Source organism: Mycobacterium sp. E2733, assembly GCF_001667585.1.
In the GTDB taxonomy this organism is placed as follows: domain Bacteria; phylum Actinomycetota; class Actinomycetes; order Mycobacteriales; family Mycobacteriaceae; genus Mycobacterium.
In genome coordinates this window covers 1-23,978 of record NZ_LZJZ01000083.1, presented here as the reverse complement: position 1 = coordinate 23,978, position 23,978 = coordinate 1, and the positions used below count along the sequence as shown (strand labels likewise).

The 23,978-nt window shown below is 67.3% G+C and carries 21 protein-coding genes and 1 pseudogene; 10 read left to right on the top strand and 12 right to left on the bottom strand.

Annotation, left to right across the window (positions count from 1 at the left end):
* Window positions 1–46: 46 nt before the first annotated feature.
* The 7 genes from A5678_RS13590 to A5678_RS13560 all read right to left on the bottom strand — a co-directional run bounded on the left by A5678_RS13590 (window position 47) and on the right by A5678_RS13560 (window position 7,215).
* Entirely contained in the window at window positions 47–820 is a 774-nt protein-coding gene (locus tag A5678_RS13590; RefSeq protein ID WP_068043111.1) for a sirohydrochlorin chelatase, read from the bottom strand.
* Complete coding sequence (locus A5678_RS13585) at window positions 811–1,965, bottom strand: uroporphyrinogen-III synthase (protein ID WP_068043109.1); 1,155 nt, start codon at window positions 1,963–1,965, stop codon at window positions 811–813. The genes A5678_RS13590 and A5678_RS13585 overlap by 10 nt, the downstream gene beginning before the upstream one ends.
* Window positions 1,966–2,042: 77 nt before the next feature.
* Window positions 2,043–3,437: an MFS transporter gene (locus A5678_RS13580; protein WP_068043107.1), complete on the bottom strand. Its 1,395-nt coding sequence runs from the start codon at window positions 3,435–3,437 to the stop codon at window positions 2,043–2,045.
* A 421-nt stretch (window positions 3,438–3,858) separates the two neighbouring features.
* On the bottom strand, window positions 3,859–4,776 hold the full coding sequence (locus tag A5678_RS13575; protein WP_068043105.1) for a 5-oxoprolinase/urea amidolyase family protein: 918 nt from the start codon (window positions 4,774–4,776) through the stop codon (window positions 3,859–3,861).
* A gap of 15 nt (window positions 4,777–4,791) precedes the next feature.
* Complete coding sequence (locus A5678_RS13570) at window positions 4,792–5,466, bottom strand: allophanate hydrolase subunit 1 (protein WP_068043103.1); 675 nt, start codon at window positions 5,464–5,466, stop codon at window positions 4,792–4,794.
* Window positions 5,467–5,578: 112 nt separating this feature from the next.
* Window positions 5,579–6,574: an ABC transporter substrate-binding protein gene (locus tag A5678_RS13565; protein ID WP_068043101.1), complete on the bottom strand. Its 996-nt coding sequence runs from the start codon at window positions 6,572–6,574 to the stop codon at window positions 5,579–5,581.
* Window positions 6,575–6,630: 56 nt separating this feature from the next.
* On the bottom strand, window positions 6,631–7,215 hold the full coding sequence (locus A5678_RS13560; RefSeq protein WP_068043099.1) for a TetR family transcriptional regulator: 585 nt from the start codon (window positions 7,213–7,215) through the stop codon (window positions 6,631–6,633).
* A 157-nt stretch (window positions 7,216–7,372) separates the two neighbouring features.
* Here A5678_RS13560 and A5678_RS13555 point away from each other — a divergent pair, with 157 nt between their 5' ends.
* The gene (locus A5678_RS13555) at window positions 7,373–8,773 is read left to right on the top strand and encodes a NarK family nitrate/nitrite MFS transporter (protein WP_082945569.1); all 1,401 of its coding nucleotides are present in this window, start codon (window positions 7,373–7,375) and stop codon (window positions 8,771–8,773) included.
* 7 nt (window positions 8,774–8,780) lie between these two features.
* Here the strand turns inward: A5678_RS13555 and A5678_RS13550 are convergent, their stop codons facing one another.
* Window positions 8,781–10,028 (bottom strand): DNA polymerase domain-containing protein, encoded by a 1,248-nt coding sequence (locus A5678_RS13550; protein ID WP_068043583.1) that lies wholly within the window; start codon window positions 10,026–10,028, stop codon window positions 8,781–8,783.
* A 62-nt stretch (window positions 10,029–10,090) separates the two neighbouring features.
* On the opposite strand from A5678_RS13550, the gene fadD2 reads away from it, so the two are divergent.
* Window positions 10,091–11,770, top strand: coding sequence for a long-chain-fatty-acid--CoA ligase FadD2 (gene fadD2 / locus A5678_RS13545; protein WP_068043096.1), 1,680 nt, complete (start codon window positions 10,091–10,093; stop codon window positions 11,768–11,770).
* A 13-nt stretch (window positions 11,771–11,783) separates the two neighbouring features.
* Here fadD2 and A5678_RS13540 read toward each other — a convergent pair whose 3' ends face one another.
* Window positions 11,784–12,146, bottom strand: a complete 363-nt coding sequence (locus A5678_RS13540; RefSeq protein ID WP_068043094.1) for an ATPase — start codon at window positions 12,144–12,146, stop codon at window positions 11,784–11,786.
* 513 nt (window positions 12,147–12,659) lie between these two features.
* On the opposite strand from A5678_RS13540, the gene A5678_RS26535 reads away from it, so the two are divergent.
* A complete protein-coding gene (locus A5678_RS26535; protein ID WP_082945557.1) occupies window positions 12,660–12,962 on the top strand; it encodes a hypothetical protein in 303 nt (100 codons plus the stop codon).
* Between the two features lie 145 nt (window positions 12,963–13,107).
* Here the strand turns inward: A5678_RS26535 and A5678_RS13535 are convergent, their stop codons facing one another.
* Both A5678_RS13535 and A5678_RS13530 read right to left on the bottom strand, forming a co-directional pair.
* A complete protein-coding gene (locus A5678_RS13535; RefSeq protein ID WP_068043093.1) occupies window positions 13,108–15,318 on the bottom strand; it encodes an acyl-CoA dehydrogenase in 2,211 nt (736 codons plus the stop codon).
* A gap of 129 nt (window positions 15,319–15,447) precedes the next feature.
* Window positions 15,448–16,581 (bottom strand): alpha/beta hydrolase, encoded by a 1,134-nt coding sequence (locus A5678_RS13530; protein WP_068043091.1) that lies wholly within the window; start codon window positions 16,579–16,581, stop codon window positions 15,448–15,450.
* Between the two features lie 111 nt (window positions 16,582–16,692).
* Here A5678_RS13530 and A5678_RS13525 point away from each other — a divergent pair, with 111 nt between their 5' ends.
* The 5 genes and pseudogenes from A5678_RS13525 to A5678_RS13505 all read left to right on the top strand — a co-directional run bounded on the left by A5678_RS13525 (window position 16,693) and on the right by A5678_RS13505 (window position 21,437).
* Window positions 16,693–17,277 carry a VOC family protein gene (locus A5678_RS13525; protein ID WP_068043089.1) on the top strand — a complete coding sequence of 195 codons (585 nt, stop codon included), beginning with the start codon at window positions 16,693–16,695 and terminating at the stop codon, window positions 17,275–17,277.
* Window positions 17,274–17,822 carry a hypothetical protein gene (locus tag A5678_RS13520; protein WP_068043087.1) on the top strand — a complete coding sequence of 183 codons (549 nt, stop codon included), beginning with the start codon at window positions 17,274–17,276 and terminating at the stop codon, window positions 17,820–17,822. Before A5678_RS13525 ends, A5678_RS13520 begins: the two co-directional genes overlap by 4 nt.
* 78 nt (window positions 17,823–17,900) lie before the next feature.
* Window positions 17,901–18,212 (top strand): annotated as a pseudogene (locus A5678_RS13515) (hypothetical protein); the annotation flags it as partial.
* Between the two features lie 406 nt (window positions 18,213–18,618).
* The gene (locus A5678_RS13510) at window positions 18,619–20,094 is read left to right on the top strand and encodes a condensation domain-containing protein (protein WP_068043083.1); all 1,476 of its coding nucleotides are present in this window, start codon (window positions 18,619–18,621) and stop codon (window positions 20,092–20,094) included.
* Window positions 20,095–20,096: 2 nt separating this feature from the next.
* Window positions 20,097–21,437 (top strand): hypothetical protein, encoded by a 1,341-nt coding sequence (locus A5678_RS13505; protein ID WP_068043081.1) that lies wholly within the window; start codon window positions 20,097–20,099, stop codon window positions 21,435–21,437.
* Between the two features lie 9 nt (window positions 21,438–21,446).
* Here A5678_RS13505 and A5678_RS13500 read toward each other — a convergent pair whose 3' ends face one another.
* The gene (locus A5678_RS13500; protein WP_068043079.1) at window positions 21,447–22,121 is read right to left on the bottom strand and encodes a TetR/AcrR family transcriptional regulator; all 675 of its coding nucleotides are present in this window, start codon (window positions 22,119–22,121) and stop codon (window positions 21,447–21,449) included.
* Window positions 22,122–22,195: 74 nt separating this feature from the next.
* On the opposite strand from A5678_RS13500, the gene A5678_RS13495 reads away from it, so the two are divergent.
* Window positions 22,196–23,110: an oxygenase MpaB family protein gene (locus tag A5678_RS13495; protein ID WP_068043078.1), complete on the top strand. Its 915-nt coding sequence runs from the start codon at window positions 22,196–22,198 to the stop codon at window positions 23,108–23,110.
* A gap of 94 nt (window positions 23,111–23,204) precedes the next feature.
* On the top strand, window positions 23,205–23,978 hold a 774-nt coding region (locus tag A5678_RS13490; protein WP_156746913.1), incomplete at its 3' end, for a PPE family protein.

Sequence of the window (23,978 nt, the reverse complement as noted above, 5' to 3'; positions counted from 1 at the left end):
AAAGAGCAAGCGTCGGGGCCGTCGGCGCGCCTCGCCGGCGAGCTCGTCAGGCCGCCGGATTCGGCCGCATGACCCGGTCATGGACCAACCGCTGCGCGCTCGATCGCCGCGAAGCGTGCCGGGCGGTGGGGGCGAGGACCGGTGGCATGGCCCGGCGGAATCGATTGGCGATCAGGCGCGCCAGGCCGGGATGGGTGCCCAGCGGCCGGCTGACCAGGTCGGCGCCGCACGCGTGCAGCCGTTCCTGGAACAGGCCGTCGGCCAGCAGGTAGGAGGCGATCACCACGCGCGCGTCGGGCGCATGGCGCCTCGCCTCGTCCACGGCCTCCGGCAGCTCTGGATCCCCGGTGGCCGCGAACGCCAGGCTCACTCGCGACCCGGTCAGCGCCGATACCAGTGTCGCCGTGGTGTGCAGGTCGGCGCGCGCCTTGAGATCTGATGTTCCCGCCGCCGCGAGGACCACCGAATCACCTGGACGCCAACCGCATTTGACCAACTGGTCGCCGACGATCCGGGCGACCTGGCCACTGGGGCCCAGGGCGGGCGTGACGATCGCGTTCGGGTGGCCGCTGAGCTCGACGTGGGCGGGCAGGTCGGCGCGAACGTGATAGCCGCGCGACAAGAACGCCGGCAGCACGATGGCGGGCCTGCCGGTGGCTTTCGCCCGCTTCAGCACCTCGCTGGGGGTGGGGCCCAGCACGTCGACGAACGCGACTTCCACCGGGCGGCCGGTCAGCGAACTCGCCTGCGCGGCAAGCTCTTCGACCATCGCCACGCCCTCCGGCCTGCGGGTGCCGTGCGCGACCAGGATCAGCGCCATGAGGAATCCGCCCGCTGTTGTTCGGTCGCGAGCCGGTATCCGCGCTTGACCACCGTCGCGATGATGTTCTTGTCGCCCAGAGCGGTTCGCAGCCGCAGCACGGCGGTGTCGACGGCGTGCGGGTCGTTGCTGTTGCCGGGCAGCGCCCGTAACAGGTCCCCGCGGGCAACGACGTCGCCGGGGCGTTTCGCCAGCGCGCGCAGTATCCCCATGCCGGACGGCGAGAGGACCTTGATCGAGCCGTCCACCAGCACGCACGTGCCGCGGATATCGACCGTGTGGCCGGCGGCGGTCACCGTGCACGAGCCCAGCAGCGGTAGCTCCTCGGCGACGTGACGGGCCAAGGCGCCCAACCGCATTCGTTCCGGTGACGACGTCGGCACGCCTTTGCGGATCAACGGCTTGGCGGTCACCGGGCCGACGCACATCGCGTGCACGTCGCTGCGCAGCGCGCCCAGCACCTGGTCTTCGACGTCTAGCTCGCGGCTGCGCTCCAGCACCGCCGCGGCCGCGGGCGCCGACGTGAAGGTGACCGCGTCGAATTGCCGTCCCGCGATCCCGGTCACCAGCTGATCGAACATGCCGCCCAAAGGCGTTGGCTTCCAGCGGTACACCCGGACGGGCACCACCTCGGCGCCCGCCAGGCGCAACCCGCCGAGGAATTCCGGGAAGGGATCCCAGGCGTCGGCGGCGCCGTGCAGCTGGACCGCCACCCGCAGTCCGGCCACTCCCGAGTGGAGCAGGTATTCCAGCACCTCCTGCGAGGACTCGGACTCGGGCGACCACTCCTCGTGCAGGCCGGCGGCGCGCAGGGCGCCGGTGGCTTTCGGCCCGCGCGAGACGATGCGGGTCGACGACAGCGCGGTGATGAGCGGGTTGACCAGCCCCCAACCCTCCGCCGCGGCCAGCCAGCCGCGGAAACCGATGCCCGTGTGCGCTACCAGGATGTCGGGTGGGTCGGCAATCAGTGCCTCGGTGTTACGGTGCAGTTCGTCGTCGTCGGGCAGCGCGATCATGTTGATCGCGGGTGCGCTGCACACCTCGGCCCCCTGTCGGCTGAGCAGCGCGCACAGCTCCTCGGATCGCCGGGCGGACGTCACCGCGATGCGGTAACCCGTCAGCGGCGGGGAGTCGGGCTGTCCCATATCACCTGTGTATGCCTATCAGATTTCGGTTGCGTTACCTGGCAATTGCTTACGCATTGCCCACAGTGAGGCCGCCCTCACACGCGCGCCAGCGCGTCTGCCGTCTCACTGCCCGCCTCGACGGGCGACATCGGTCGCCGCACGTACACCATCCAGGTGATGAGCGCCGCCACGACGTAGGAGGCGAGGAACGCCACGTATGCCGACGTTTCCGTCCCGGTGGCCAGGTAGGACTGGCGCAGCGCGAGGTTGATCCCCACGCCGCCGAGTGCGCCGACCGCGGAGCAGATGCCGATCAGCGATCCCGACTTGGCGCGCGCCCAGTGACGCCGATCGTCCTCGCTCATCGAGAGGGCGCGGCTGCGCGCCTCGTAGACCGACGGGATCAGCTTGAACACCGAACCGTTGCCCATCCCGGACAGAATGAACAGCACCATGAAGCCGACGACGTAGCCGATCATGCTGATCGTGCGCTCCCCGGCGTTGTGTTCGTCGAAGGTGCTGATGACGACCAGCAATCCGGCGCCCAGGGTCATGCCGGCGAGCACACCGAGCGTGACCCGACTGCCACCCTTGCGGTCGGCCAGCCGGCCACCGTAGATCCGGGCCAGCGAGCCGAGCAGGGGTCCGACGAACGCGACCTGCGCGGCGTGCAGCGCCGCATGCTTGGCGCTCTCGCCGTTGGCCAGGAAGTTGACCTGCATCACCTGGCCGAAGGCGAACGCGAACCCGATCCAGGAGCCGAAGGTGCAGATGTAGAGCAGTGAGATCACGTAGGTGTCGCGCTCGCCCAGGATCGAGCGCATCGTGTTCAGCTCGGTGCCGTGGGTGACGTTGTCCATGAACAGCGCCGCCGCGACGCCGACCACCGCCAGCACCACCAGATACACCGCGCACACCCAGTACGGCGCCTCGTGTCCGGCCGTGGCGAGCACCAGGAGCCCGACCAGCTGGATCACCGCCACCCCGAGGTTGCCGACGCCGGCGTTGACGGCCAGCGCCGAGCCCTTGAGCCGCTGGGGGTAGAAGGCGTTGACGTTGGCGAGCGAAGCCGCGTAGTTGCCGCCGCCCAGCCCCGTCAACGCGGCGCACACCACGAAGGGCCACAGCGGCAGGCCCGGGTTGGCGAGCAACACGATGGTGGCGGCCGTCGGGATCAGCAGGACGAACGCCGAGAAGCTGGTCCAGTTGCGACCGCCGAAAGTGGCGATGCCCAGGGTGTAGGGAATGCGGGCCAGACCGCCGACCAGGGTGGCGACGGCGCCGAGTAGCAACTTGTCGCCTGCGGAGAAGCCGTAGACGTGCGCCGGCATGAACAGCGCCATGACGGGCCACAGCGTCCAGATCGAGAAGGCGACATGGTCGCCCGCGATGGTGCACAACAGATTGCGGCGGGCGATCTTGGAGTTGCCGGCCTCCCAGGCCGCTGTGTCTTCTGGATTCCAGTCCGCGATGCGGTGATTGCGGGCCATCCGATCGTCACCTTTCGTCGACTGCGATGTTTTCCGAGAGCGGAACGACACGGTACTCATCTTCGGCCGACTCTCGGTGAATCCGATTGCGCGCCTTGGGATGGCGGGAGAGCATCAACCGCGGGCGTGCACCTGACGCTTCGCAGGTTGGCATGCATAGAACTCCCTCTCCTCAGGCCCCATTCACCCGCGCAACGGGAGAAAATGTGGGCGCCCCGAATGAAGAGGCATGCCCCGCCGCGTATTTCGATGCTCACACTCGCGACCGGAATGGGTCAACTCAATCCGGCCCGAATCGCCTGTAAGTTGATTACCAGTTATCTGGTAAATGCCTGTAGGCCGTAAACGCCGAAATGACGGATCAATACAAGTGATTCGACCCGGGCCTCGAAATTATGTGTGAGCTGGGATACATTCCGGTTTAGGAAAATGGCCACTCCGCGACGCCGGAATGCGATTGGGCGCCGACCAAAATCCTCGGGCGTGACCAATGCAGGCGCACGGGCTGGCCGGGGCGCACCTGGGCGATTTTGTCGATGTCCTCGTCGACCACCACACCCACCACCGGGTAGCCGCCGGTCACCGGATGGTCGGGTCCAAGTATCACCGGTAAACCGTTGGGCGGCACCTGAATTGCGCCACGGGTGGTGCCTTCGCTGGGCAGTTGGCGGTCCGGGTAGCAGTGCTGCAGCGGGCGGCCGACCAATCGCATCCCCACGCGGTCGCTGCGGTCGCTTGCCACCCAATCGTTGTGCACCAGGACATCGGGGTCGACGAACCAATCGTCACGCGGCCCGGGCACCACCGCCAGCTCGACTGCGCTGCCGGTGATGGCGGCCACCGGGGCCTGATCGAGTTCGGGGTAGTCGGGGGTGTGCTCACCGACCGGGAGCTCATCTCCCGCCCGCAGCGGCGACGGGCCGATGGCCGACATCACGTCGTAGCTGCGCGAGCCGAGCACGGGCTCCACGGCGATGCCGCCCCGCACCGCCAGGTAGGTCCGCAGTCCCGCGCGGGGCATGCCCAATGCGATCGTTTGGCCGTTGCGAACGTGCTGAATGCTGTTGGTGCCGAATTCGATTCCGTCGACGGTCGGGTTGGCGTCGGCTCCGGTCACCGCGATGTCGATGTCGCCGCCCCGGACCCGGGCCGCGAAACCGCCGAACGTGACTTCGACGGTGGCGCGGTCATCGGGGTTGGCCACCAGCCGGTTCGCCAGTTGGTGTGCGCGGCGGTCGGCGGCGCCCGACCGGCTCACGCCGAGGTGGGCCAGCCCCGGGCGGCCCAAGTCCTGGATGACGGCGAGCGGTCCGGTGCGAAGAATCTCCAGGGTGCTCACGGCGATCTCCTTAGCTCAGACGGCCCGGAACTGAACCCACATGCCCTGCGCCAGCAGTGCCGGTTCCGGCCGTTCGAGGTCCCACAGGACAGCGTCGGTGCGGCCGATCAGTTGCCACCCGCCGGGCGACTGGCGCGGGTATATCGCGCTGAATTCGCCGGCCAGGCCGACCGAGCCGGCGGGCACCGAGGTGCGTGGCTCCGTACGGCGCGGCACCCGCAGGCGGGCGTCACCGTCGACCAGATACGCGAAACCCGGGGCGAACCCACTGAATCCGACCCGCCACAGTGAACCGGTGTGCGCGTCGATCACCTGCGGGATGGTCAGCCCGGTGAGGCCGGCGACCTCGGCGAGGTCCGGGCCGTCGTAGACGACGTCGATGACCACATCGGCACGGCGTGCCGGCGCGACGAACTCGTCGGCGGTGACCCGCATCTTGCGCAGTTGCTGGCGGATCACCCCTTGGAAGCGGGGGCCGGCAAGTTTCAGCAGAACCGTGCGGGCGGCCGGGACGACGTCGACCACGCCGGGCAACGCCGCGGCGCGCAAGTGTGCCGCCCACCCCAATACCTCGGCCGTGCTGCCGCATTGCAGCATCAGCGCGTTGTCGCCGAAGTCCAGAACCGTGTTGCCGACCAGTTGTGTCGGCAGGTCCTTGGACACATTGTCGGTAAGGTCCGTCACGCTCATTACTCGACGGTAACCTTCCGATCGCCGACCGGGCGAGGGGCGAGCGACGGATTTTCGAACACTGCCAGAGCTGCCTTAGCAAACGCTCAAACGCCGCGGGCGCGTCGGGGATCTAACCGAGGATTTTGGCCAGTTGCGGGGGCAGTTGATCGGCGACCAAGGGGTAGCTCAGCGGCGAGGAAAAGGCGATCGCGCCCGCCTGCTCCTTGGTGGTGAAGATGTGCCGGCCCTGTGCGGTGGCCTGAGATGCCGCCACCTCGGGGTCGGCGAGTAAGGCCTTTTGGTCGTCGGGGTTCTCGGTTGTCCAGATGACTACATCGGCGGAATCGAGCACCGCCTTGATGTGATCGCGGGGGATGACGGCGCGGTGATCGGTGCCGAAAGGCTTGACGCTGTCGGCGACCACCAACCCCATCTGGTTCAGGAAGTCCGTGCGCCAGCCGGCCATGGTCGCGACGACGGTGCCCTGCCAGAACGTGCCCTGCATCAGCAATGCCTTCTTGCCCGTCCAAGCCGGGTGTTCCTTGGCGACGGCGGCGAATTTCTGGTCGACGGCATCGATCAACGACTTCATCTGGTCGGCCTGGAACACCGCCCGGCCGATGGCGGTGGCCTGCTCCTTCCACGGCTCGAAGAAGGCGTCGCCGTCCGACTGCGGCAGGGTCGGTGCGATAGCGGAGAGCTTCTGATAGGTGTCGGCGTCCACGCCCGCATTGGTGGCCACGATCAGATCCGGTTTGAGGCGGGCGATCTGGTCGACCGGGATCCCGTTGTCGAGGTTGAGCACCACCGGCTGCGCTCCGCCGAGCCTGGGCTGGGCCCATGGCCACACCGCGAACGGCTGATCGCCGAACCAGTACGTCACGGCGATCGGCACCACGCCGACCGCGAGCAGGTCGTCCTGCTCGGTGTAGCCCGCGCTGACCACGCGCTTGGGTGGTTCCTTGACGACCGTCTGGCCGAACAGGTGGTCGATGGTCACCGATTTGCCGCCGGAGGTCTCCGACGACCGTTTGCCCGACGAGCACGCCGCCGGGGCCCCGGCGACCGCAGCGACCGCCGCAGCCCCTGCGAGCTGCAAGAATCCCCGTCGATTCCAACCGCTCATCGCGTGAGATTATCGCGTTCCGTGCGCGGCAGGACATCGCCGCGCGGTTGCGCCGCTCAGCCCAGCGGCATGCCGGCGTCCAGGAAGTCCAGGGCCCGATAGATGGTGTCGGCCGCTTTCGGCGCGCTGTCGAAGGCCGCCATCATGGCGCCGACCATCGCGCCGACGAACACCCGGACCTCGAAATCGGTTGCGGGACGGCCGATCCTGCGCCCGATGGCCTCCGCCATGACGTTCACGGTGCGGTAGTACTCGTCGTAGAGGGCGGCCTTGAGTTCGGGTATCGAGAAGATCAGCCGTTGCCGGGTGTTCTCGAACTCCAATTGCTCGGGCGACAGGCCGGCCATCGTGGTGGCGTAGGCGCGACGGATGGCTTGGCTCGGCGACAGTTCGGGCGGCTGGGCGTCGAACGCCGCCAAGATCAGCGGATCCAGGTCATCGGCCAGCAGCAGCGACTCCTTGGACGGGAAGTACCGGAAGAAGGTGCTGGGTGAGACGTCGGCGGCGTCGGCGATCTGTTCGACGGTGGTGGCGCCGTAGCCGTTGGCGTCGAACAGCCGGAACGCCTCGCGGCGGAGCGCATGGCGGGTCTTGATCTTCTTGCGTTCCCGCAGCCCCAGGGGCTGGTCAGTCGCCGGCATGGGGCGATTCTCCCGCATCCGGGGAGCAAAAACTTCTGACAGCGGCACGAATGCCGCTGCGAGATCCACGTATCTCCGGCGTAACTGTGGCCACGCGGCCCGGTAACAGTCCCTTCCTAACGTCGGGGGCGTGACTACGACGACTTCAACGGAGCCGATCGCTCCGGTCCTTGCGCCCGCGCCTCCGCGCCCGCCTCACCGGGGCGCGCACTGGATTGACGACTGGCGGCCCGAAGACCCCGCGTTCTGGGAGACGACGGGCAAGCCGATCGCCCGCCGCAACCTGATCTTCTCGATCTTCGCCGAGCACGTCGGGTTCAGCGTATGGATGTTGTGGAGCATCGTGGTGGTCCAGATGACCGCCGGTTCCCACGGGCATCCGTCCGCGTCCGGCTGGGCACTGACCGCGAGCCAGGCGCTGATCCTGGTCGCCGTCCCGAGCGGGGTCGGCGCCTTCCTGCGCCTGCCCTACACGTTCGCGGTCCCGCTGTTCGGCGGCCGCAACTGGACGGTCATCTCGGCGGCGTTGTTGCTGATCCCGTGCGTGTTGCTGGCCTGGGCGGTCAGCCATCCGGGCCTCTCGTTCACCGTACTGGTGGCGGTCGCCGCGACCGCCGGCTTCGGTGGCGGCAACTTCGCCTCGTCGATGGCCAACATCTCGTTCTTCTACCCGGAGAAGGACAAGGGCTGGGCGCTGGGACTCAACGCGGCCGGCGGCAACATCGGCGTCGCAGTGGTGCAAAAGATCATCCCGCCCATCGTCGTCGCCGGCGGCGGGGTGGCGCTGGCGCGCGCCGGCCTGTTCTACATGCCACTGGCCGTGGTGGCCGCGGTGTGCGCGTTCCTGTTCATGAACAACCTGTCCGAGGCCTCGCAAAAAGGGACGGCCCTGGAAACGCAAGTGAGACCGGTCTGGCAGTCACTGCGGCACCCCGACACCTGGGTCATGTCGCTGCTCTACATCGGCACGTTCGGATCGTTCATCGGCTACTCGGCGGCCTTCCCGACCCTGCTCAAAACGGTGTTCGGCCGCGGCGACATCGCGTTGACCTGGGCGTTCCTCGGGGCAGCGATCGGCTCGGTCATCCGGCCCCTCGGCGGCAAGCTGGCCGACCGCATGGGCGGCGCCCGGATCACCGCCGTCAGCTTCGTCATGCTCGCCGCGGGCGCCGCGGCGGCGCTGTGGTCGGTCAACGCCAAGAACCTGCCGCTGTTCTTCGCCAGCTTCATGTTCTTGTTCGTCGCGACCGGTATCGGCAACGGCTCGACCTACCGGATGATCTCGAGGATCTTCGTGATCAAGGGCCAACTCGCCGGCGGCGACCGCGACACCATGGCGCACATGCGGCGTCAGGCCGCGGGCGCGCTCGGCGTGATCTCGTCGATCGGCGCCTTCGGCGGATTCGTCGTGCCGCTGGCCTATGCCTGGTCGAAGTCGCACTTCGGCAGCATCGAACCCGCGCTGCGGTTCTACGTGGGATTCTTCCTGGCCCTGCTGGTGGTCACCTGGTACTGCTACCTGCGCACGGGCAACGCGCTGGCGCGGGTCGGGGTGTAGACGAGCCTCAGCTCGACGGCTTCTGCCTGCCCCCATAACCGTCCCAAGGGCTGTAGTCGGCGATCAGTTCCTCCTGCGGCGGTCGCTGGTCGACCGGCACATGCTGCAGGTTGATCCGGATCCGGTACCAGATCGAACTCGGCCCGCGCATGCCGTCGACCAGGACGTCGACCGGTTGCAGCAGGCGAGACGCGTCCGGGTGGCGGTCGCGCCAGGTGTCCAGCGCGGCCAGCGCCTCGTCCTTCGTCTTGGTGCGGGCGATCTCGATGAGCGGCATCACCGAGCGGCGCCGGCCGTCGGCCGTGCCCGATCCCTTCGGCGCACGCTCCGGGGGCCCCATCTCCTCGGCCAGCACCAGCAGCCGGTCGAGCTCACCGACAGCGTCGTCCATCCCCGCCCACGGATCACCGATGGCGGCGAACCGGCCAGGCACGGTGTCGATGGTGAACTCCTCGGGAAGGCGCTCGGTGACTTCCTCCCAGAGCAGCGGGGTCGACACCCGGGCGTCCGGCGTCGCCCGCACCGAGTACGCCGACGCGACCGTGCGGTCCTTGGCGTTCTGGTTGAAGTCGACGAACACCCCTTCGCGTTCTTCCTTCCACCATCGGCTGGTCGCCGCGTCGGGCACCCGCCGCTCGACCTCGCGGGCCACGGTCTGGGCGGCGAGCCGCACTTGCCGGAACTCCCAACGCGGTGCGATCCGCGCGTAGATGTGAAAACCGCGCGAACCCGAGGTCTTCGGCCACGGGGTCAGGCCGTAGTCCTCCAGCACCTCCCGGGCCACCAGCGCGACGTCGACGATCCGGCGCCAGGGAACACCGGGCATCGGATCCAGGTCGACCCGCAGTTCGTCGGGATGGTCGAGGTCGTCGGCCAGCACCGGATGCGGGTTGAGATCGACGCAGCCCAGGTTGACCGCCCAGGCCAGGCCGGCGGCGTCGTGGATGACGGCCTCCGCGGCCGAAGTGCCCCGCGCGTAGCGCAGTTCGGCAACATCCACCCAGTCGGGCCGGTTCTTCGGCGCGCGCTTCTGGAACACCGCCTCCTCGGAGATGCCCTTGACGAAGCGCTTCAGGATCATCGGCCGGCCGGCCACGCCGCGCAGCGCCCCCTCGGACACGGACAGGTAGTAGCGGACCAAGTCGAGTTTGGTGTGCGGCCCTGTGTCGCCGTGGGCGTCGAACACAACCTTGTCCGGGTGGGTGATCGTGATCCGGCGCCCGTCCACCTCCAGCGAAACCGGACCCATGTTCATCATCGTAAGTCGATGGGTACTTACCCCTCAGAATGCGACTGACGTCACATAGGGTGGGATGCATGCCTAATCTGATTGGCCTGCCTGGTCAGGCTGTCGCGAAAGTCCAGCAGTACCTGGAACGCGGCTCCGCGGAATTGCACTACGTGCGGAAGATCTTCGAAGCCGGCGCGTTCCGCCTGGAGCCTCCGCAGAACTACGCGGCGATGGCCAACGAGATCTACAAATGGGGCGAATTCGGCATGCTGCCGTCGCTCAACGCCCGCCGCCACCCCGACCGCGCGGCCTGCATCGACGAGGAGGGCGAGTTCACCTACCGAGAACTCGACGAGGCCTCCCACGCGGTCGCCAACGGCCTGCTCGACATGGGCGTCAAGGGCGGCGACGGCGTCGCGCTCCTGGCGCGCAACACCCGCTGGTTCCTGATCGCTTACTTCGGCGCCGCCCGGGTCGGCGCTCGCATCATCCTGCTCAACAGCGAATTCTCCGGCCCACAGATCTGTGAGGTCTCGGAGCGTGAGGGCGCCAAGGTGATCATCTACGACGACGAGTACACCAAGGCCGTCAGCAAAGCCCAGCCGGAGCTCGGCAAGCTGCGCGCGCTCGGCACCAACCCCGACGCCGACGAGCCGTCGGGCAGCAAGGACGAGACGCTGGCCGACCTGATCGAGCGCAGCAGCAAAGACCCCGCCCCGAAGGCGACCAAGCACGCGTCGATCATCATCCTCACCAGCGGCACCACCGGCACCCCGAAGGGGGCGAACCGCAGCACGCCGCCCACCCTGGCGCCGGTCGGCGGCATCCTGTCGCACGTCCCGTTCAAGGCCAACGAAGTCACCTCGCTGCCCGCCCCGATGTTCCACGCGCTCGGATTCCTGCACGGCACGCTGGCCATGTTCCTGGGCTCGACCCTGGTGCTGCGGCGCAAGTTCAAGCCGCCGCTGGTGCTCGAGGACATCGAGAAGCACAAGGTGACCGCCATGATCGTGGTCCCGGTGATGCTGTCCCGGATCCTCGACGCGGTCGAGAAGATGGACTCCAAGCCCGACCTGTCCTCGCTGAAGATCGTCTTCGTCTCCGGCTCGGCACTGGGGGCCGACCTGGCCGAACGGGCACTCAAGGATCTGGGCCCGGTCATCTACAACATGTACGGCTCGACCGAGATCGCCTTCGCCACCATCGCCGAACCCAAACACCTGCAACACAATTCGTCGACCGTCGGCCCGGTCGTCAAGGGCGTTAAGGTCAAGATCTTCGACGACAACGGCAAGGAGTTGCCGCAGGGCGAGATCGGGCGAATCTTCGTCGGCAACGCCTTCCCGTTCGAGGGCTACACCGGTGGCGGCAAGAAGCAGATCATCGACGGCCTGTTGTCGTCCGGCGACGTCGGCTACTTCGGCGACGACGGCCTGCTCTACATCAGCGGGCGCGACGACGAGATGATCGTCTCCGGCGGCGAGAACGTCTTCCCGGCCGAGGTCGAGGACCTCATCAACGGGCACCCGGACGTGGTGGAGGCCACGGCGATCGGCGTCGAGGACAAGGAATGGGGCCACCGGCTGCGTGCCTTCGTCGTGAAGAAGGACGGCTCCGACGTCGACGAGGACGCCATCAAGCACTACGTGCGCGACCACCTGGCCCGCTACAAGGTGCCGCGCGAGGTGGTCTTCCTCGACGAGCTGCCCCGCAACCCGACGGGCAAGATCCTCAAGCGCGAATTGCGTGAGATGGAGGTCGACTAGCCGCTGTCGCCCGTCAGCGCCGGTCTTTGATGGCCCGGGTGATCTGCGCCGCGAGTTTGGGGTCGACCAGAAGTTGGTCGATGAGCGCGGTGAGGACCTCTTGACCGGTCACCCGGGCGACCCCCAGGCGGTCCGCGGCCTCACGCTGCCAGATGTCCAGCGCTCGGTGGGTGGCCGCCGGGAGGTCGACGGTACGACGCGTCCGCGGACCCCGTCCCGCCTGGTTGGCCGCCGGCTGGCCGACGATCCGGTGAGCGCCCTGCTGCCCGAGCCCGATGCGCTCGGTCGGCGCGGCGTCTCCTGCCGGTGTGCCCGACGGCCCGGGGCCCCGGAACGTTCCGGCGCCGGGTCCGATGTGGCTGGGGTTGAAGTTCACTGCGGCGGTCGTCCTCCGGTGAGTGGCCAATCAGTAAATCAGCGCTCGAGTGTGTCAATACTGATTCTTCCACCGACGACGACGTAAGTCGCGTCGCCGGGCCGCGGTCCGACCACGTCGTCGACGGCAGGCGCCGCAGCAGCGGCTTCACTCAGCAAATTCAAGAAAGTAGCTGACCGACTCGCCAGTGGGGCGCGGGGATATGCGGCTTAATGGATAAGGCGCGGCGCTGTTCATTACGTAATTCAGTTAATCTGTTTATACGGAAATGCGTAAGCCAGTAAGTCAGTAAATGCCTTCGAACAGCGTGAACGCTACGAGTCCGTCACTCAGTACCCGTCCTTATCCGGATCTATGGAAATCATGAAATTCGACGGATATCAGTGGCCTGAAGCTCTTATAAGGCATTTGTTACATAATTCACAGGCACATTTCGGTGTAGCCGCGTTGTTTGCCGGGAAAGTTCTGGCTAACGTTTTATTTATCGACATCGGGACCGGTAAGGAGCTTGCGGTGACGATTTCTGCACGATCGTTACCCCGCGCGGCCGGCGACTCGGCGGTGGCAGGAGCGCTGCTGTTCGGCGCCAGCCCCGCCGCACAGGCGGCCCCGGCACCAGGTCCCGACACCAGCTTCACCACCGCCGGCCCGCACGGCATGCCCGGCGGACCCGGCATCATTCCGGACCGTCCAGGCGGGGGTCATGGCGGTCATGGATGGGGCGGCCACGGATGGGGCGGCGGAGGCCTCCCTGGTTCGGGTTCGGGCGACCGCGGATTCTGGGCCCCCGGGCACTGGTGGAACTGGTGGTGGTGAACCACCTCCCCGTGGTAACCGATCAGCCTCGACGTGCCGATCCACAGGAGGTTGACCGGCCCACGGGATGGGGGGGGAACCATGCCGGCCTGACCACCCCTCAGGTCGGCATGGCCCCCTCTCCCAAACAAACCGGTACTGGGAGCTAGGGATCGCGGGGGAGGCCGAGCAGCCGCTCGGCGATGATGTTCAGCTGCACCTCGGAGGTGCCACCGTAGATGGTGGTGGCCCGGCTCGCCAACAGGTATTCGCCCCATTTGCCGGGCAGTTCGTTGGTGTCGCCGATCGCGGCGTCGGTGCCGAACGAGGACACCGCGAACTCCGCATACCCCTGGCCGGTGCGCATCGAGAGCAGCTTGGAGATGGCCGCGGACGGCATGGCATCCCCGCCGGCGAGCGTCAACAGGGTGGAGCGCAGGTTCAGCACCTTGGCGGCGTGGCCCTCGGCGATCAGCTGACCCGCGCGGTGTTGGGCGACCGGATCGAACTGCCCGTCGCGAACGAACTCGATGAACTGGCCCAGAGTGGCCAGGAAGTTGGCCTCGCTGCTGCCGATGGAAACCCGTTCGGCGGTAAGGGTGTTGCGGCTGACCTCCCAACCCCGGTTCACTTCGCCCAGCACGCATTCATCCGGCACGAACACGTCGTCGATGTAGACGGTGTTGAACATCGCGTTACCCGTGAGCTCGCGCAGCGGCTTCACCTCGACGCCTTCGCTGCGCATGTCCAGGAGGAAGTAGGTGATCCCGTTGTGCTTTGGAGCGTTCGGCTCGGTTCTGGCCAGCAGCGCGCCCCACTGTGAGAGCTGCGCCGCCGTGGTCCAGATCTTCTGCCCGGTGATGCGCCAGCCGCCGTCCGTCCGGGTTGCCTTGGTGCTCAGCCCGGCCAGGTCCGATCCGGCGCCCGGTTCGGAGAACAGCTGACACCAGATCATGTCACCGCGGAAGGTCGGTGGCAGGAACCGTTGTTTCTGCTCTTCGGTCCCGAAGGCGACGATCGACGGGATGATCCACGTCGCGATGCCCATCTGTGGGCGCTTGACCCGGCCAGCGGTGAACTCCTGGGCGATGATGATCTGCTCGATCGGGCTGGCGGCGCGGCCCCACGGCTTCGGTAGGTGCGGCAGCGTCCAGCCGCCCTCGGCGATGGCGACCTTGCGCTCGGCGCGTTCCATCGCCTTGAGCGCGGCGACTTCGGCCCGGATCTCGTCGCGCAGCTTTTCGGTGTCGGGGTCTAGATCGATGTCGACCGCCCGCACCCCGGTGCTGGTCGCGGTGTGCACCACTTTCTGCGGGTACTCCGAACTTCGACCGAACGAGGCGGCCAGCATCAGCGCCCGGCGGTAGAAGACGTTCGTGTCGTGCTCCCAGGTGAAGCCGATCCCGCCGTGCACCTGGATGCAGTCCTGAGCGCACCGTTGCGCGGCCGCCGGAGCCAGCGTCGCCGCGACGGCGGCAGCGAACTCGACCTTGGAATCCGTTATGTTCCAACCATTTTCGCGCGCTTCATCGATGGCGCGGGCGGCGTCCCAGACCGCCGCGGTGGCCCGCTCGGTGTCGGCGATCATCTCCGCGCACTTGTGCTTGATGGCCTGGAACTGGCCGATCGGCCTGCCGAACTGCTCACGGATCTTGGCGTAGTGGGACGCGGTGTCGGTCGCCCAGCGCGCCACCCCGATCGCCTCGGCCGACAGCAGCGTGGTCATCAGCGCGTGCGCGGTCGCCATGCTCAGGTTGCACAATGCGGCGTCCGCGCCGACCTCGACGGCGTTGGCCCGAACGTGGGCGACGGGGCGAAGCGGGTCAAGGCTTTTCACGGGCTCGATCTCGAGCTCCTCCGCGCGCAGCACCACCCATTCCTCGCCGCTGTCGATCGCGACCGGGAGCACCAGCACGGAGGCCTGCGCCGCCGCGGGCACCGCGCGGACCTCGCCGCGGAGCACGAGCACGTCGTCATCGGGGCCCTGGCGGGTGGCGGTCAACCCGCAACAGTCCATCGCGTAGGCGGCGATGGCGGCGCCGGATGCCAGCTCGGAGAGCACCTTCGCGTTCGGGTCGTTGGTCGAAATCAGGGCGCTGGCGATCGCCGACGGCACGAACGGGCCGGGAACGGCGCCGTAGCCGAACTCGGCCAGCACGATGGCCAACTCGAGGATCCCGAAACCTTGCCCGCCCACGGACTCGGCCAGGTGCAGACCCTGCAGGCCTTGCTCGGCCGCCGCCCGCCAGTAAGGCGGGGGATTGTCGATCGGTGTTTCCATTGCCGCGTGCAACGCCTCGGACGGCGCGATGCGCGCCACCAGCGACCGCACCGAATCGGCCAGGTCTTGATGCTCAGGAGTGATAGCGATCGGCATTGGTCGCCTTCCCATGCTTTAGGGTTTCCGCCTTGGCCAGGCGCCTTCCAAACTAACAACCGGTCGGTTGGTTGACCACAGGGGTTACCGGGTGCGGCGGCGGCACAATGGTGTCCGCCGGTGAGCTCTTCAGTGAAACCGCTTGGCGATCCACTTGGCGATGACGTCGGCCTGCTCTCCGCGAGCGCCCGGGGTGGTGAAGTAGTGGTCGGTGTCGATCGACGCCTGCGTCTTGTCGGGGCTGCCCAGCGCGACGAAAATCCGTTGGGCGTCGGACGGAAAGACACCGGTATCGGCCTCGGCGTTGATCACCAGGGCGGGGCAGCTGATCCGGGCCAGATGCGGTTCGGCCCTGGTCTGCGCCACCCGCAGGCTCCACATGCCCAGCCAGTTGCGCAGGGTGCAGGCTGCGGCGATGCCGTGCGCGGACCGGTTCGCCTTGGCCGGAACTCCGGCATAACACATGTTCGGCTGACGCCTGGTCGGCTCGATGCTGGCGTCGACCATGCGGGGATCGGCCCACGTGCGCATGACGCTGAACGGACGGTCGGAAAACCCCGCCGCGCGAACGCGTTTGAGTTCCTGCTCAGCCCAGTCGGTGATGGCGTGGTTGCGTGCGGCCTGCGCACGGCGGTAACGGGCGAGGAACTCCGGTGGATAGGGCGGCCCGTTCCGTTCGTTGAACAGGTCGAGATCGGCATCGGTGGCGACGGGGTCGTTCTCGTCGACGACGGCGCCATCCATCCAGGCCGTCAACACGTCGGGTCGCCCGGGATGGGCGGCGGTGGCCACGTAGCCGTCGGCGGCCGGCAACTCGGTCAGGCCTGCGGCCGGACGCATCCCGTCCAGCGGGGTCACGTTCGGCTCCACGGCCTGCGACTGATATGCGGCCATCAACGAGCCACCGCCCGAGTTGCCGAGCAGCACAACGGTTTCCACTCCCTGCACTTCGCGCAGCCAGCGCACGCCGACGCCGATATCGACCAGCGCGTGATCGAGCAGGAAGCTGCTTTCGAAGCCGCGGAACCTGGTGTTCCAGCCGAGAAAGCCCACGCCGCGGGTGGCCATGTAGTCGGCGAGGTAATGCTCGGAAAAGTCGATCTGGTAATGGGTGGCGATCATGGCAACCTTGGGCTTGCGGCCCACCCCGCGGTGGTAAAGCCCCTGGCAAGGATGCCCGCCCGCACCGGCGCGCCCGGCGGTGGGCGACGGCAGGCCGACGAACTCGCGGATAACCCCCGCGGCGGCGGTGTGAAGAGTCATTTCAGCGGCCCTGGTGGCATTGGACATCTCGAAAGAAAACTGCAGCTGATGTTAGATTCAGAATTACAACTTGGCCAGGACTTCAAGCCGGGGACCGAGGGGAGCCGCGCGATGATCAAGCCGCACAACACCAACACGGAATTCGAACTCGGCGGGATCAACCACGTCGCGCTGGTCTGCGCGGACATGGCTCGCACCGTGGACTTCTACACCAACATCCTCGGCATGCCGTTGATCAAGTCGCTCGACCTGCCCGGCGGTGCGGGCCAGCACTTCTTCTTCGATGCCGGCAACGGCGACTGCGTCGCATTCTTCTGGTTCGCCGATGCGCCCGACCGGGTGCCGGGCATCTCGTCGCCGGGCGCCATCCCCGGCATCGGCGACATCACCAGCGCGGTGAGCACCATGAACCATCTCGCATTCCATGTACCGGTCGAGAAATTCGACGCCTACCGCCAGCGGCTCAAGGACAAAGGGGTGCGCGTCGGCCCGGTGCTCAACCATGACGAGAGCCCGATGCAGGTGTCCGCAACGGTGCATCCCGGGGTGTACGTGCGGTCGTTCTACTTCCAGGACCCCGATGGCATCACCCTTGAATTCGCATGCTGGGTCAAAGAATTCGATGCAACGGATGCTCAGGCCGTGCCCAAGACCGCGGCAGACCGCCGACCTCCGGTGGTCGCCGGTCGCCGATGACCGACGGCATCCTGACCGACGCGCAGATCGCGGCGCTCACGCCCCAGCAGCGACGGCAGCTCATTTCCCGGCTCGAGCAGCCGGTGGGCGACCTGATCGACCCGGCGCTGCTGGCGAGGGTGCGGCGTATCCGATTGAGTCTGATGGTCGGCGGCTCGATGGCGATGGTTCCCTGGCTGGGGTATCTGGCGGTCACGTTGCCGGAGAACTATGTTGCCCACAACTGGCCCGTGACGTGGGTGGGCTTCGACATTCTCTTGGTCGGATTTATGCTCGCGACGGCGGTGCTCGGGTATCTGCGCCGCCAGCTGCTGGTGCCGGCCGCGTTCACCACCGGGGTGTTGCTGATCTGCGACGCCTGGTTCGACCTGATGACGGCCGGGCCCAAGGACGTCTGGCTGTCGGTGACCACAGCGCTGCTGATCGAGGTGCCGCTGGCGGTGTTCCTGATCTTCAGCGCGCAACGGCTGATGCGGCTCACGATGATGCGGTTGTGGTTGCTGGATCCCGGCATGCGGCTGTGGCAGCTGCCGCTGTTCCCCTGAGGCGGCGGCTATTTGGCTTGGCGCCGGTGCAGAGCGGCGGCCCCGTAAGGCCGCCCGCTGAAGTCAAAGGAGGTTACCGACCCGGCGGTCAACCGCCCGGACGGCACCGACGCCGATCACTTCGCCATGAGGACCGTCTACCCGGGAGTGACCACCGCGACCATGTACCGCACCAACGGTGCGCTGGCGTTGTTGTCCGGACGGGCGCACGGCCGAGTGTTCATCTCTTTCCTTGCCTACGAGCTAGGCCGCCCCAACTCGAACGTCGACTTGTGGCAACACATCTCGGCCGCCCTGAGCGACCTCTCGCTCACCGCCACCATGGGATGGCGTACCGCCTGTCCGGTGCGACAGTCCGGCGACGGCAGCTGTCCGCTGGTCCGTCGATGAAGAAACAGCCCCAGCCGGTGGTAAACGTTGTCGCGAGTTTTTTCGGCGCGGACGCCCTTTTCGGCAAACGGCTCATCGGTCTAACGGCTTCCTAATATTTGTGCGTCACCCGGCGACGGCTCGGGCAAACACGGCTGCCGCCTCACGAACGGCGACGCGCACCAGTGCGGTCTATCACACGGCCGTGCAATTGTTGCCTTCATCGCATTCGTGCGCTACCGTCCACAGCGGCGACACAGGGGGTGCATAGGGACGCCGTAAGTGGGGGTCTCGATATCGGGAAGCCCGTCGCAAGATTTCAGCCTAGCGGGGATTCGTGCTGCGCGAAAAGCCATGCGCGAGAATCCTTTCTGCCTCCCTGGCCGTGCAAGGTACGTCGGCATCGGAAGAACGAGGACTTAAGAAAATGGTCTCGCTCGGCAACATCAACGAATGGCAACCGCCACACGGTCCGGTGACCGTGTGGATGGCCGCCCCCTCCGCGCATGATGCGGCGCGCACCGCGCCGCGAAGCGATCATGCTCCGAGTTATCAGCAGGCCCAGCATCTTTGGGCCGCCTACCACGGTAGGGCCCTGAGCAGGGAGCTACCCCGACTGATGATCGTGGCGTGGGACATCCCCGGCGCGTGCGACATTCCCGCGATGACGGCGGCGATCAATGCACACGTCCGCCGCCAAGACACCTACCACAGTTGGTTCGAATTCGAGAACGGCGTCATCGTGCGTCGGGTGATCGACGACCTCGATGCCGTCGAGCTCGCTCCGGCGGAGTTCGGACGCATGGCCGCCGACCAAGTGCGTACACATGTCTTGACGACGACGCCAGGGACACTCGAATGGGGTTGCTTCACCTTCGGGATCATCCAGCACGCCGACTATTTCACGTTCTACGCGAGCGTCGACCATCTCCACATCGATGGCCTGTCGGCCGGCGTGATCTTCGTCGATATCCACTTGGCCTATCAGGAGTTGGCGAAGGGACGCGAGTCCGCTGCCCTTCCCGAGGTCGGCAGTTACCGGGACTACTCCGCGCGACAGCGTGCGAAGGCGGCGCGCTTGACCCTGGCGTCTCCTGCAATCAAGGAATGGATCGCATTCGCCCGCGAGACCGATGGCAACTGGCCGAGTTTCCCTCTGCCCCTTGGAGACACGTGGGCCAGCAGCAAGGGGAACTTGTTGACCGTCGAGCTGCTGGACACCGCCGGCACCGAGTCCTTCGACGCCGTGTGCGGTGCGGGCGGTGCCCGGTTCATCGGGGGAGTGCTGGCGTGCACCGCCTTGACCGACCAGGAACTGACAGGCAGAGCGGCCTACCACGGGTTCACGGCCAGGGACACCCGGACAGCGGGTGTCGACACGATGACGGTGGGTTGGTTTGCCAGCCTGGTTCCCGTCACGGTGCCGACCGCCGGGACCACCTTTCCCGAGGCGGCGCGGGCGGCCCAGAAGTCGTTCGACGCGGCCAGGGAACTTGCCGACGTGCCGATCGAGCGGGTCTTGGAGTTGGCGGCGGCAGCAGATGGACTGCAGATCAAGCCACCCACAGGCCTGCCGATGATGTTGTCATTCCTGGATTTTCGGAAGATACCGCTGGCCGGGCTCTGGACGCAGACGAACTTCGGCACTTATGGTGACAACCTGTCCGCCGGCGGGATCAATATGTGGATCAACCGGCAGGCCGCGAATACCACCGTGACGATCTCATTCCCGGATAACGCGATCGCGCGCGAGTCGGTGGACCGCTACATCACGACGTTGATCGATGTGTTCGGGCGCGTCGCCGCCAGCGCCTCGCTCGAGCCAGATGATGTTGCGCATCAGCCGAATTCGAGTCGAGTGGGTGCCTCTGCGCCAGAGGAAGACGGCACCGAGGCGGCCTAGGAATGAGCAATGTGCTGGACCTGGCCGACCAGACCCTTTTCCTCGGGGAGCGAGCGACGGCCACCACCAGTGTGGTGCAGTGTATTTGGGTCTACGATCGTGCCGTCGACATCGGCGGTCTGCAACGGTTCCACGCCCATCTTGGGCGGGGGCGGCTATGCCGCCGCATCGAGCGTTCCCCGTTACCGTTCGGCCGGCATCGCTGGGTGGCGCCCACCATCCAGTCGCAACTAGAGATCGTCGCGACGCCCGGGCCCCGCGACGAGATCGATGCCTGGTGTGGCGAGCAGGCAAATGCGCGGCCCGATGCCGAGCACGGACCCGGATGGCACCTTGCCGTGCTCCCGCTCACCGATGGCGGCGCGGCGGTGAGCTTGGTGGTCACCCATTGCCTGACCGACGGCGTGGGACTGTGCGAGGCGCTGGCGGACGCGGCTTCCGGACGTGACGATCCGATCGGCTGGCCGGCCGCCGCGTCGCGGCGGCGGTGGCAGGCGCTGCGTGAGGATGCGCGCCAAACCCTCCGGGACGCACCGGGTATGGGCCGCGCCGTCGTCGCGGCGGCACGAATGGCCGGTCGCGGCCACCGCGACACCGCCCCGCCACCCGAGAAGCGGCGGTTCACCGGACGCGACGAAGCCGCCGCCCTCCCGACCACCACCGTCTTCATCAACGCCGACGAATGGGACGCCCGCGCGAACGCCCTCGGGGGTACCGGCGGCGCCCTGCTCGTCGGGCTGGCGGCTGACGTCGCCCAGCGAGTGGGCAGGGTCGCCGCCGACGGCACGGTGGCCGTGGGAATGCCGGTCAACGAGCGGGCCCCGGGCGATACCCGCGCTAACGCGGTCACCAATGTCGACCTCACGATCGACCCCGCGCCCGCACCGACGGACCTGCGTCGGATCCGCGCCACGATCAAGGAGGCGCTGGTGTGCCATCGGGATGTGCCCGACGATCGGTGGGCGTTGCTGCCGTTGGTTCCCCTGATTCCGAAACGCGTCTTCCGCCGGCTGATCAGTGTGGCCACCGGCGGTGGAAACGCTGTCGTGTCGTCCAACCTGGGTGCGGTTGACCCGGCCGCGAACCGGCCGGACGGCACGGACGCCGACTACTTCGCCATGAAGTCTCTGTACCCGGGCGTGACCACTGCGACCATGCACCGCACCAACGGAGTGTTGGCGTTGCTGTCGGGCAGGCTACACGGGCGAGTCTTCGTCTCGTTTCTTGCCTACGAGCCGGGCCGTCCCAACTCAAATATCGGCTTGCGGCAACACGTTTCGAGGGCGCTGAGCGACTTCTCGCTCACCGCCACCACGGGGTGGCACACCGCTTGCCCGGTGTGAGGCCATGCGTCACGATTCCGGCCCTGGATCCGCCACCGTCTCCGTGACCCGGTACAGGTCCGGCTCGGCAAGCTCGTCGAGCAGTGCCGCCAGGTGATCGACGAGCTGGTCCGGTTCGAGTCGGACGTCGCCGGCGAGCCAGGCGCTGATGGTTTGCCCGACGCCGCCGACCACGAAGTGGGCGGCGGCCTTGATGCGATCGTTTGCCGGCACCCGCAGCGCGGCTCCGGCGTGCTGGCCGGAAAGCATGGCGAACATTGCGCTGGATTCGGCGCGCTTGCGCGCGATCACCGGGTTGGCGAGTTGCGTGCTGAACAGCAGGCGTCCGACGCGGGCGTTGCCGGCGACGGTCCGCACGATGTTGGCGATTCCCGCGCGGGTCTGCTCGGCCGGAGGCACCGCCGCCACCGCGGCCTGGGTGGTGGCGGCCAGGTCGGCGACCGCCCAGTCGTAAACCGCGCCGACGAATTCGTCCTTGTCGGCGAAACTTTCGTAGAAATATCGGGCGGCCAGTCCGGATTGGCGGCACACTTCGCGCACTGTGACGCCGGAGATGTCCCGCTGCTCGGCGCCGAGCAGCTCCAAGCCGGCGGCGAGTAGTCGGTTGCGGCGGGTCGCCAGGCGCTGCGCGGCCTCGACGCCGCGGTACGGCCGCGCGCTCGAGGGCTCGTTCATAGGAACCATCTTGACACCAACGCGCAGCCGCGAAAGTATCAGGAAACAATCGTTCGCAGATTAGCGGGCGCGCTCGAGGGAGTCTGGCTATGGCAATTCCAATTCGCGAACCGGTCCGGCACGTCGAGCGCGCCGTCGCAGACGGGCCGTGGCGGTCCCCGGCACGCCGCCGACACCGCCGGCCGCTCGGAATCGACGAGGGGTTGATGGGCGTCGCGCTGTTGGCCGGCCCGGCGAACGTGATCATGCAGTTGGCGCGTCCCGGCGTTGGCTACGGCGTCATGGAGAGCCGCGTCGAAAGCGGCCGCGTGGACCTGCATCCGGTCAAGCGCGCCCGCACCACTTTCACTTACCTGGCGGTGGCGACCAAGGGCAGTGACGCCCAGAAGGACGCCTTCCGCCGCGCGGTGAACCGGGCTCACGCGCAGGTCTACTCCACGCCGGAAAGCCCGGTGCAGTACAACGCGTTCGACTCCGACTTGCAGCTGTGGGTGGGCGCCTGCCTGTACAAGGGTGGGGTGGACATCTACCGCATGTTCATCGGCGAGCTGGACGGGGAGGAGGCCGAGCGGCACTACCGCGAGGGCATGGCCCTGGCCACCACGCTGCAGGTGCCGCCGGAGATGTGGCCGCCGGACCGGGCGGCGTTCGACCGGTACTGGCAGGAGTCGCTGGCCAAGGTCCACATCGATGACGCCGTCCGTGACTATCTGTATCCGATCGCCGCTGCCCGGGTTCCGGGGCTTGCGCTGCCCGGATCACTGCAGCGCCTCGCCGACAGGCTTCCCCTGCTGATTACCACGGGCTTTCTGCCGCAGCGGTTCCGCGACGAGATGCGGCTGCCCTGGGACGCCGGCAGGCAACGGCGATTCGACCGCCTCATCGCGACATTGGCCGTGGTGAACCGGTGCTTGCCGGGCTTCGTCCGACGGTTCCCTTTCAACGTCCTGCTGGCCGACGTCGACCGCCGGATCAGGACCGGACGCCCGTTGGTCTAGCGCTCGGGGCGCATCGAGCCCGGGTGTTGATAACGATAATCATATTCATTAAACTTCTCCTCTGCCTGGTGACCCTTCAGTCCGAGGAGTACCTATGACGGCGCCAATCTGGATGGCCTCGCCGCCGGAGGTGCACTCCGCGTTGCTCAGTAGCGGCCCCGGTCCGGCCTCGCTGCTTGCGGCGGCGGAGGCATGGGCCGAATTGAGCACCGAGTACGCCTGGGCCGCAGCACAACTCAGCAGTGTCTTGGCCGCGGCGCAGGCGGGCTCATGGGAGGGGCCGAGCGCGGAGTCGTACGTGGCCGCCCACGCGCCGTACCTCGCGTGGCTGACGCGGGCCAGCGCGCACAGCGCTACCGCGGCCGCTCAACACGAGACCGCCGCTGTCGCCTACACCGCGGCGCTGGCGGCCATGCCGACGCTGTCCGAACTCGCCACCAACCATGCCGTGCACGGAGCGTTGGTGGCGACGAACTTTCTTGGCATCAACACGGTTCCGATCGCGCTCAACGAGGCGGATTACGCGCGGATGTGGGTGCAGGCGGCGGGCACGATGACCACCTACGAAGCGGTCTCCACCGCGGCCGTCGCGTCGACGCCGCAGCCAGACCCGGCACCGATGATAGTGAAATCCGTTGCCCCGAGACATGACTCGGGTGGCGATGTACACGACCCCACGATCGACAATCCGCTCGACGAGTTCATCGCGAACATCTTGAGGAACCTCGGGATCAACTGGGACCCCGCTCAGGGCACCGTCAACGGACTGCCCTACGACGCGTACACCAATGCGGGGGAACCGATCTTCTGGGTGGTTCGAGCCCTGGAACTGCTGGAGGATTTCCAGCAGTTCGGCTATTACCTGGTG

What these genes read in the sequence shown, in the direction of transcription:
- A5678_RS13590 (WP_068043111.1), bottom strand. Translation starts at nt 820, where the DNA reads ATGGCGCTGATCCTGGTCGCGCACGGCACCCGCAGGCCGGAGGGCGTG.
- A5678_RS13585 (WP_068043109.1), bottom strand. Translation starts at nt 1,965, where the DNA reads ATGGGACAGCCCGACTCCCCGCCGCTGACGGGTTACCGCATCGCGGTG.
- A5678_RS13580 (WP_068043107.1), bottom strand. Translation starts at nt 3,437, where the DNA reads ATGGCCCGCAATCACCGCATCGCGGACTGGAATCCAGAAGACACAGCG.
- A5678_RS13570 (WP_068043103.1), bottom strand. Translation starts at nt 5,466, where the DNA reads ATGAGCGTGACGGACCTTACCGACAATGTGTCCAAGGACCTGCCGACA.
- A5678_RS13565 (WP_068043101.1), bottom strand. Translation starts at nt 6,574, where the DNA reads ATGAGCGGTTGGAATCGACGGGGATTCTTGCAGCTCGCAGGGGCTGCG.
- A5678_RS13560 (WP_068043099.1), bottom strand. Translation starts at nt 7,215, where the DNA reads ATGCCGGCGACTGACCAGCCCCTGGGGCTGCGGGAACGCAAGAAGATC.
- A5678_RS13550 (WP_068043583.1), bottom strand. Translation starts at nt 10,028, where the DNA reads ATGAACATGGGTCCGGTTTCGCTGGAGGTGGACGGGCGCCGGATCACG.
- fadD2 (WP_068043096.1), top strand. Translation starts at nt 10,091, where the DNA reads ATGCCTAATCTGATTGGCCTGCCTGGTCAGGCTGTCGCGAAAGTCCAG.
- A5678_RS13535 (WP_068043093.1), bottom strand. Translation starts at nt 15,318, where the DNA reads ATGCCGATCGCTATCACTCCTGAGCATCAAGACCTGGCCGATTCGGTG.
- A5678_RS13530 (WP_068043091.1), bottom strand. Translation starts at nt 16,581, where the DNA reads ATGACTCTTCACACCGCCGCCGCGGGGGTTATCCGCGAGTTCGTCGGC.
- A5678_RS13525 (WP_068043089.1), top strand. Translation starts at nt 16,693, where the DNA reads ATGATCAAGCCGCACAACACCAACACGGAATTCGAACTCGGCGGGATC.
- A5678_RS13520 (WP_068043087.1), top strand. Translation starts at nt 17,274, where the DNA reads ATGACCGACGGCATCCTGACCGACGCGCAGATCGCGGCGCTCACGCCC.
- A5678_RS13510 (WP_068043083.1), top strand. Translation starts at nt 18,619, where the DNA reads ATGGTCTCGCTCGGCAACATCAACGAATGGCAACCGCCACACGGTCCG.
- A5678_RS13505 (WP_068043081.1), top strand. Translation starts at nt 20,097, where the DNA reads ATGAGCAATGTGCTGGACCTGGCCGACCAGACCCTTTTCCTCGGGGAG.
- A5678_RS13500 (WP_068043079.1), bottom strand. Translation starts at nt 22,121, where the DNA reads ATGGTTCCTATGAACGAGCCCTCGAGCGCGCGGCCGTACCGCGGCGTC.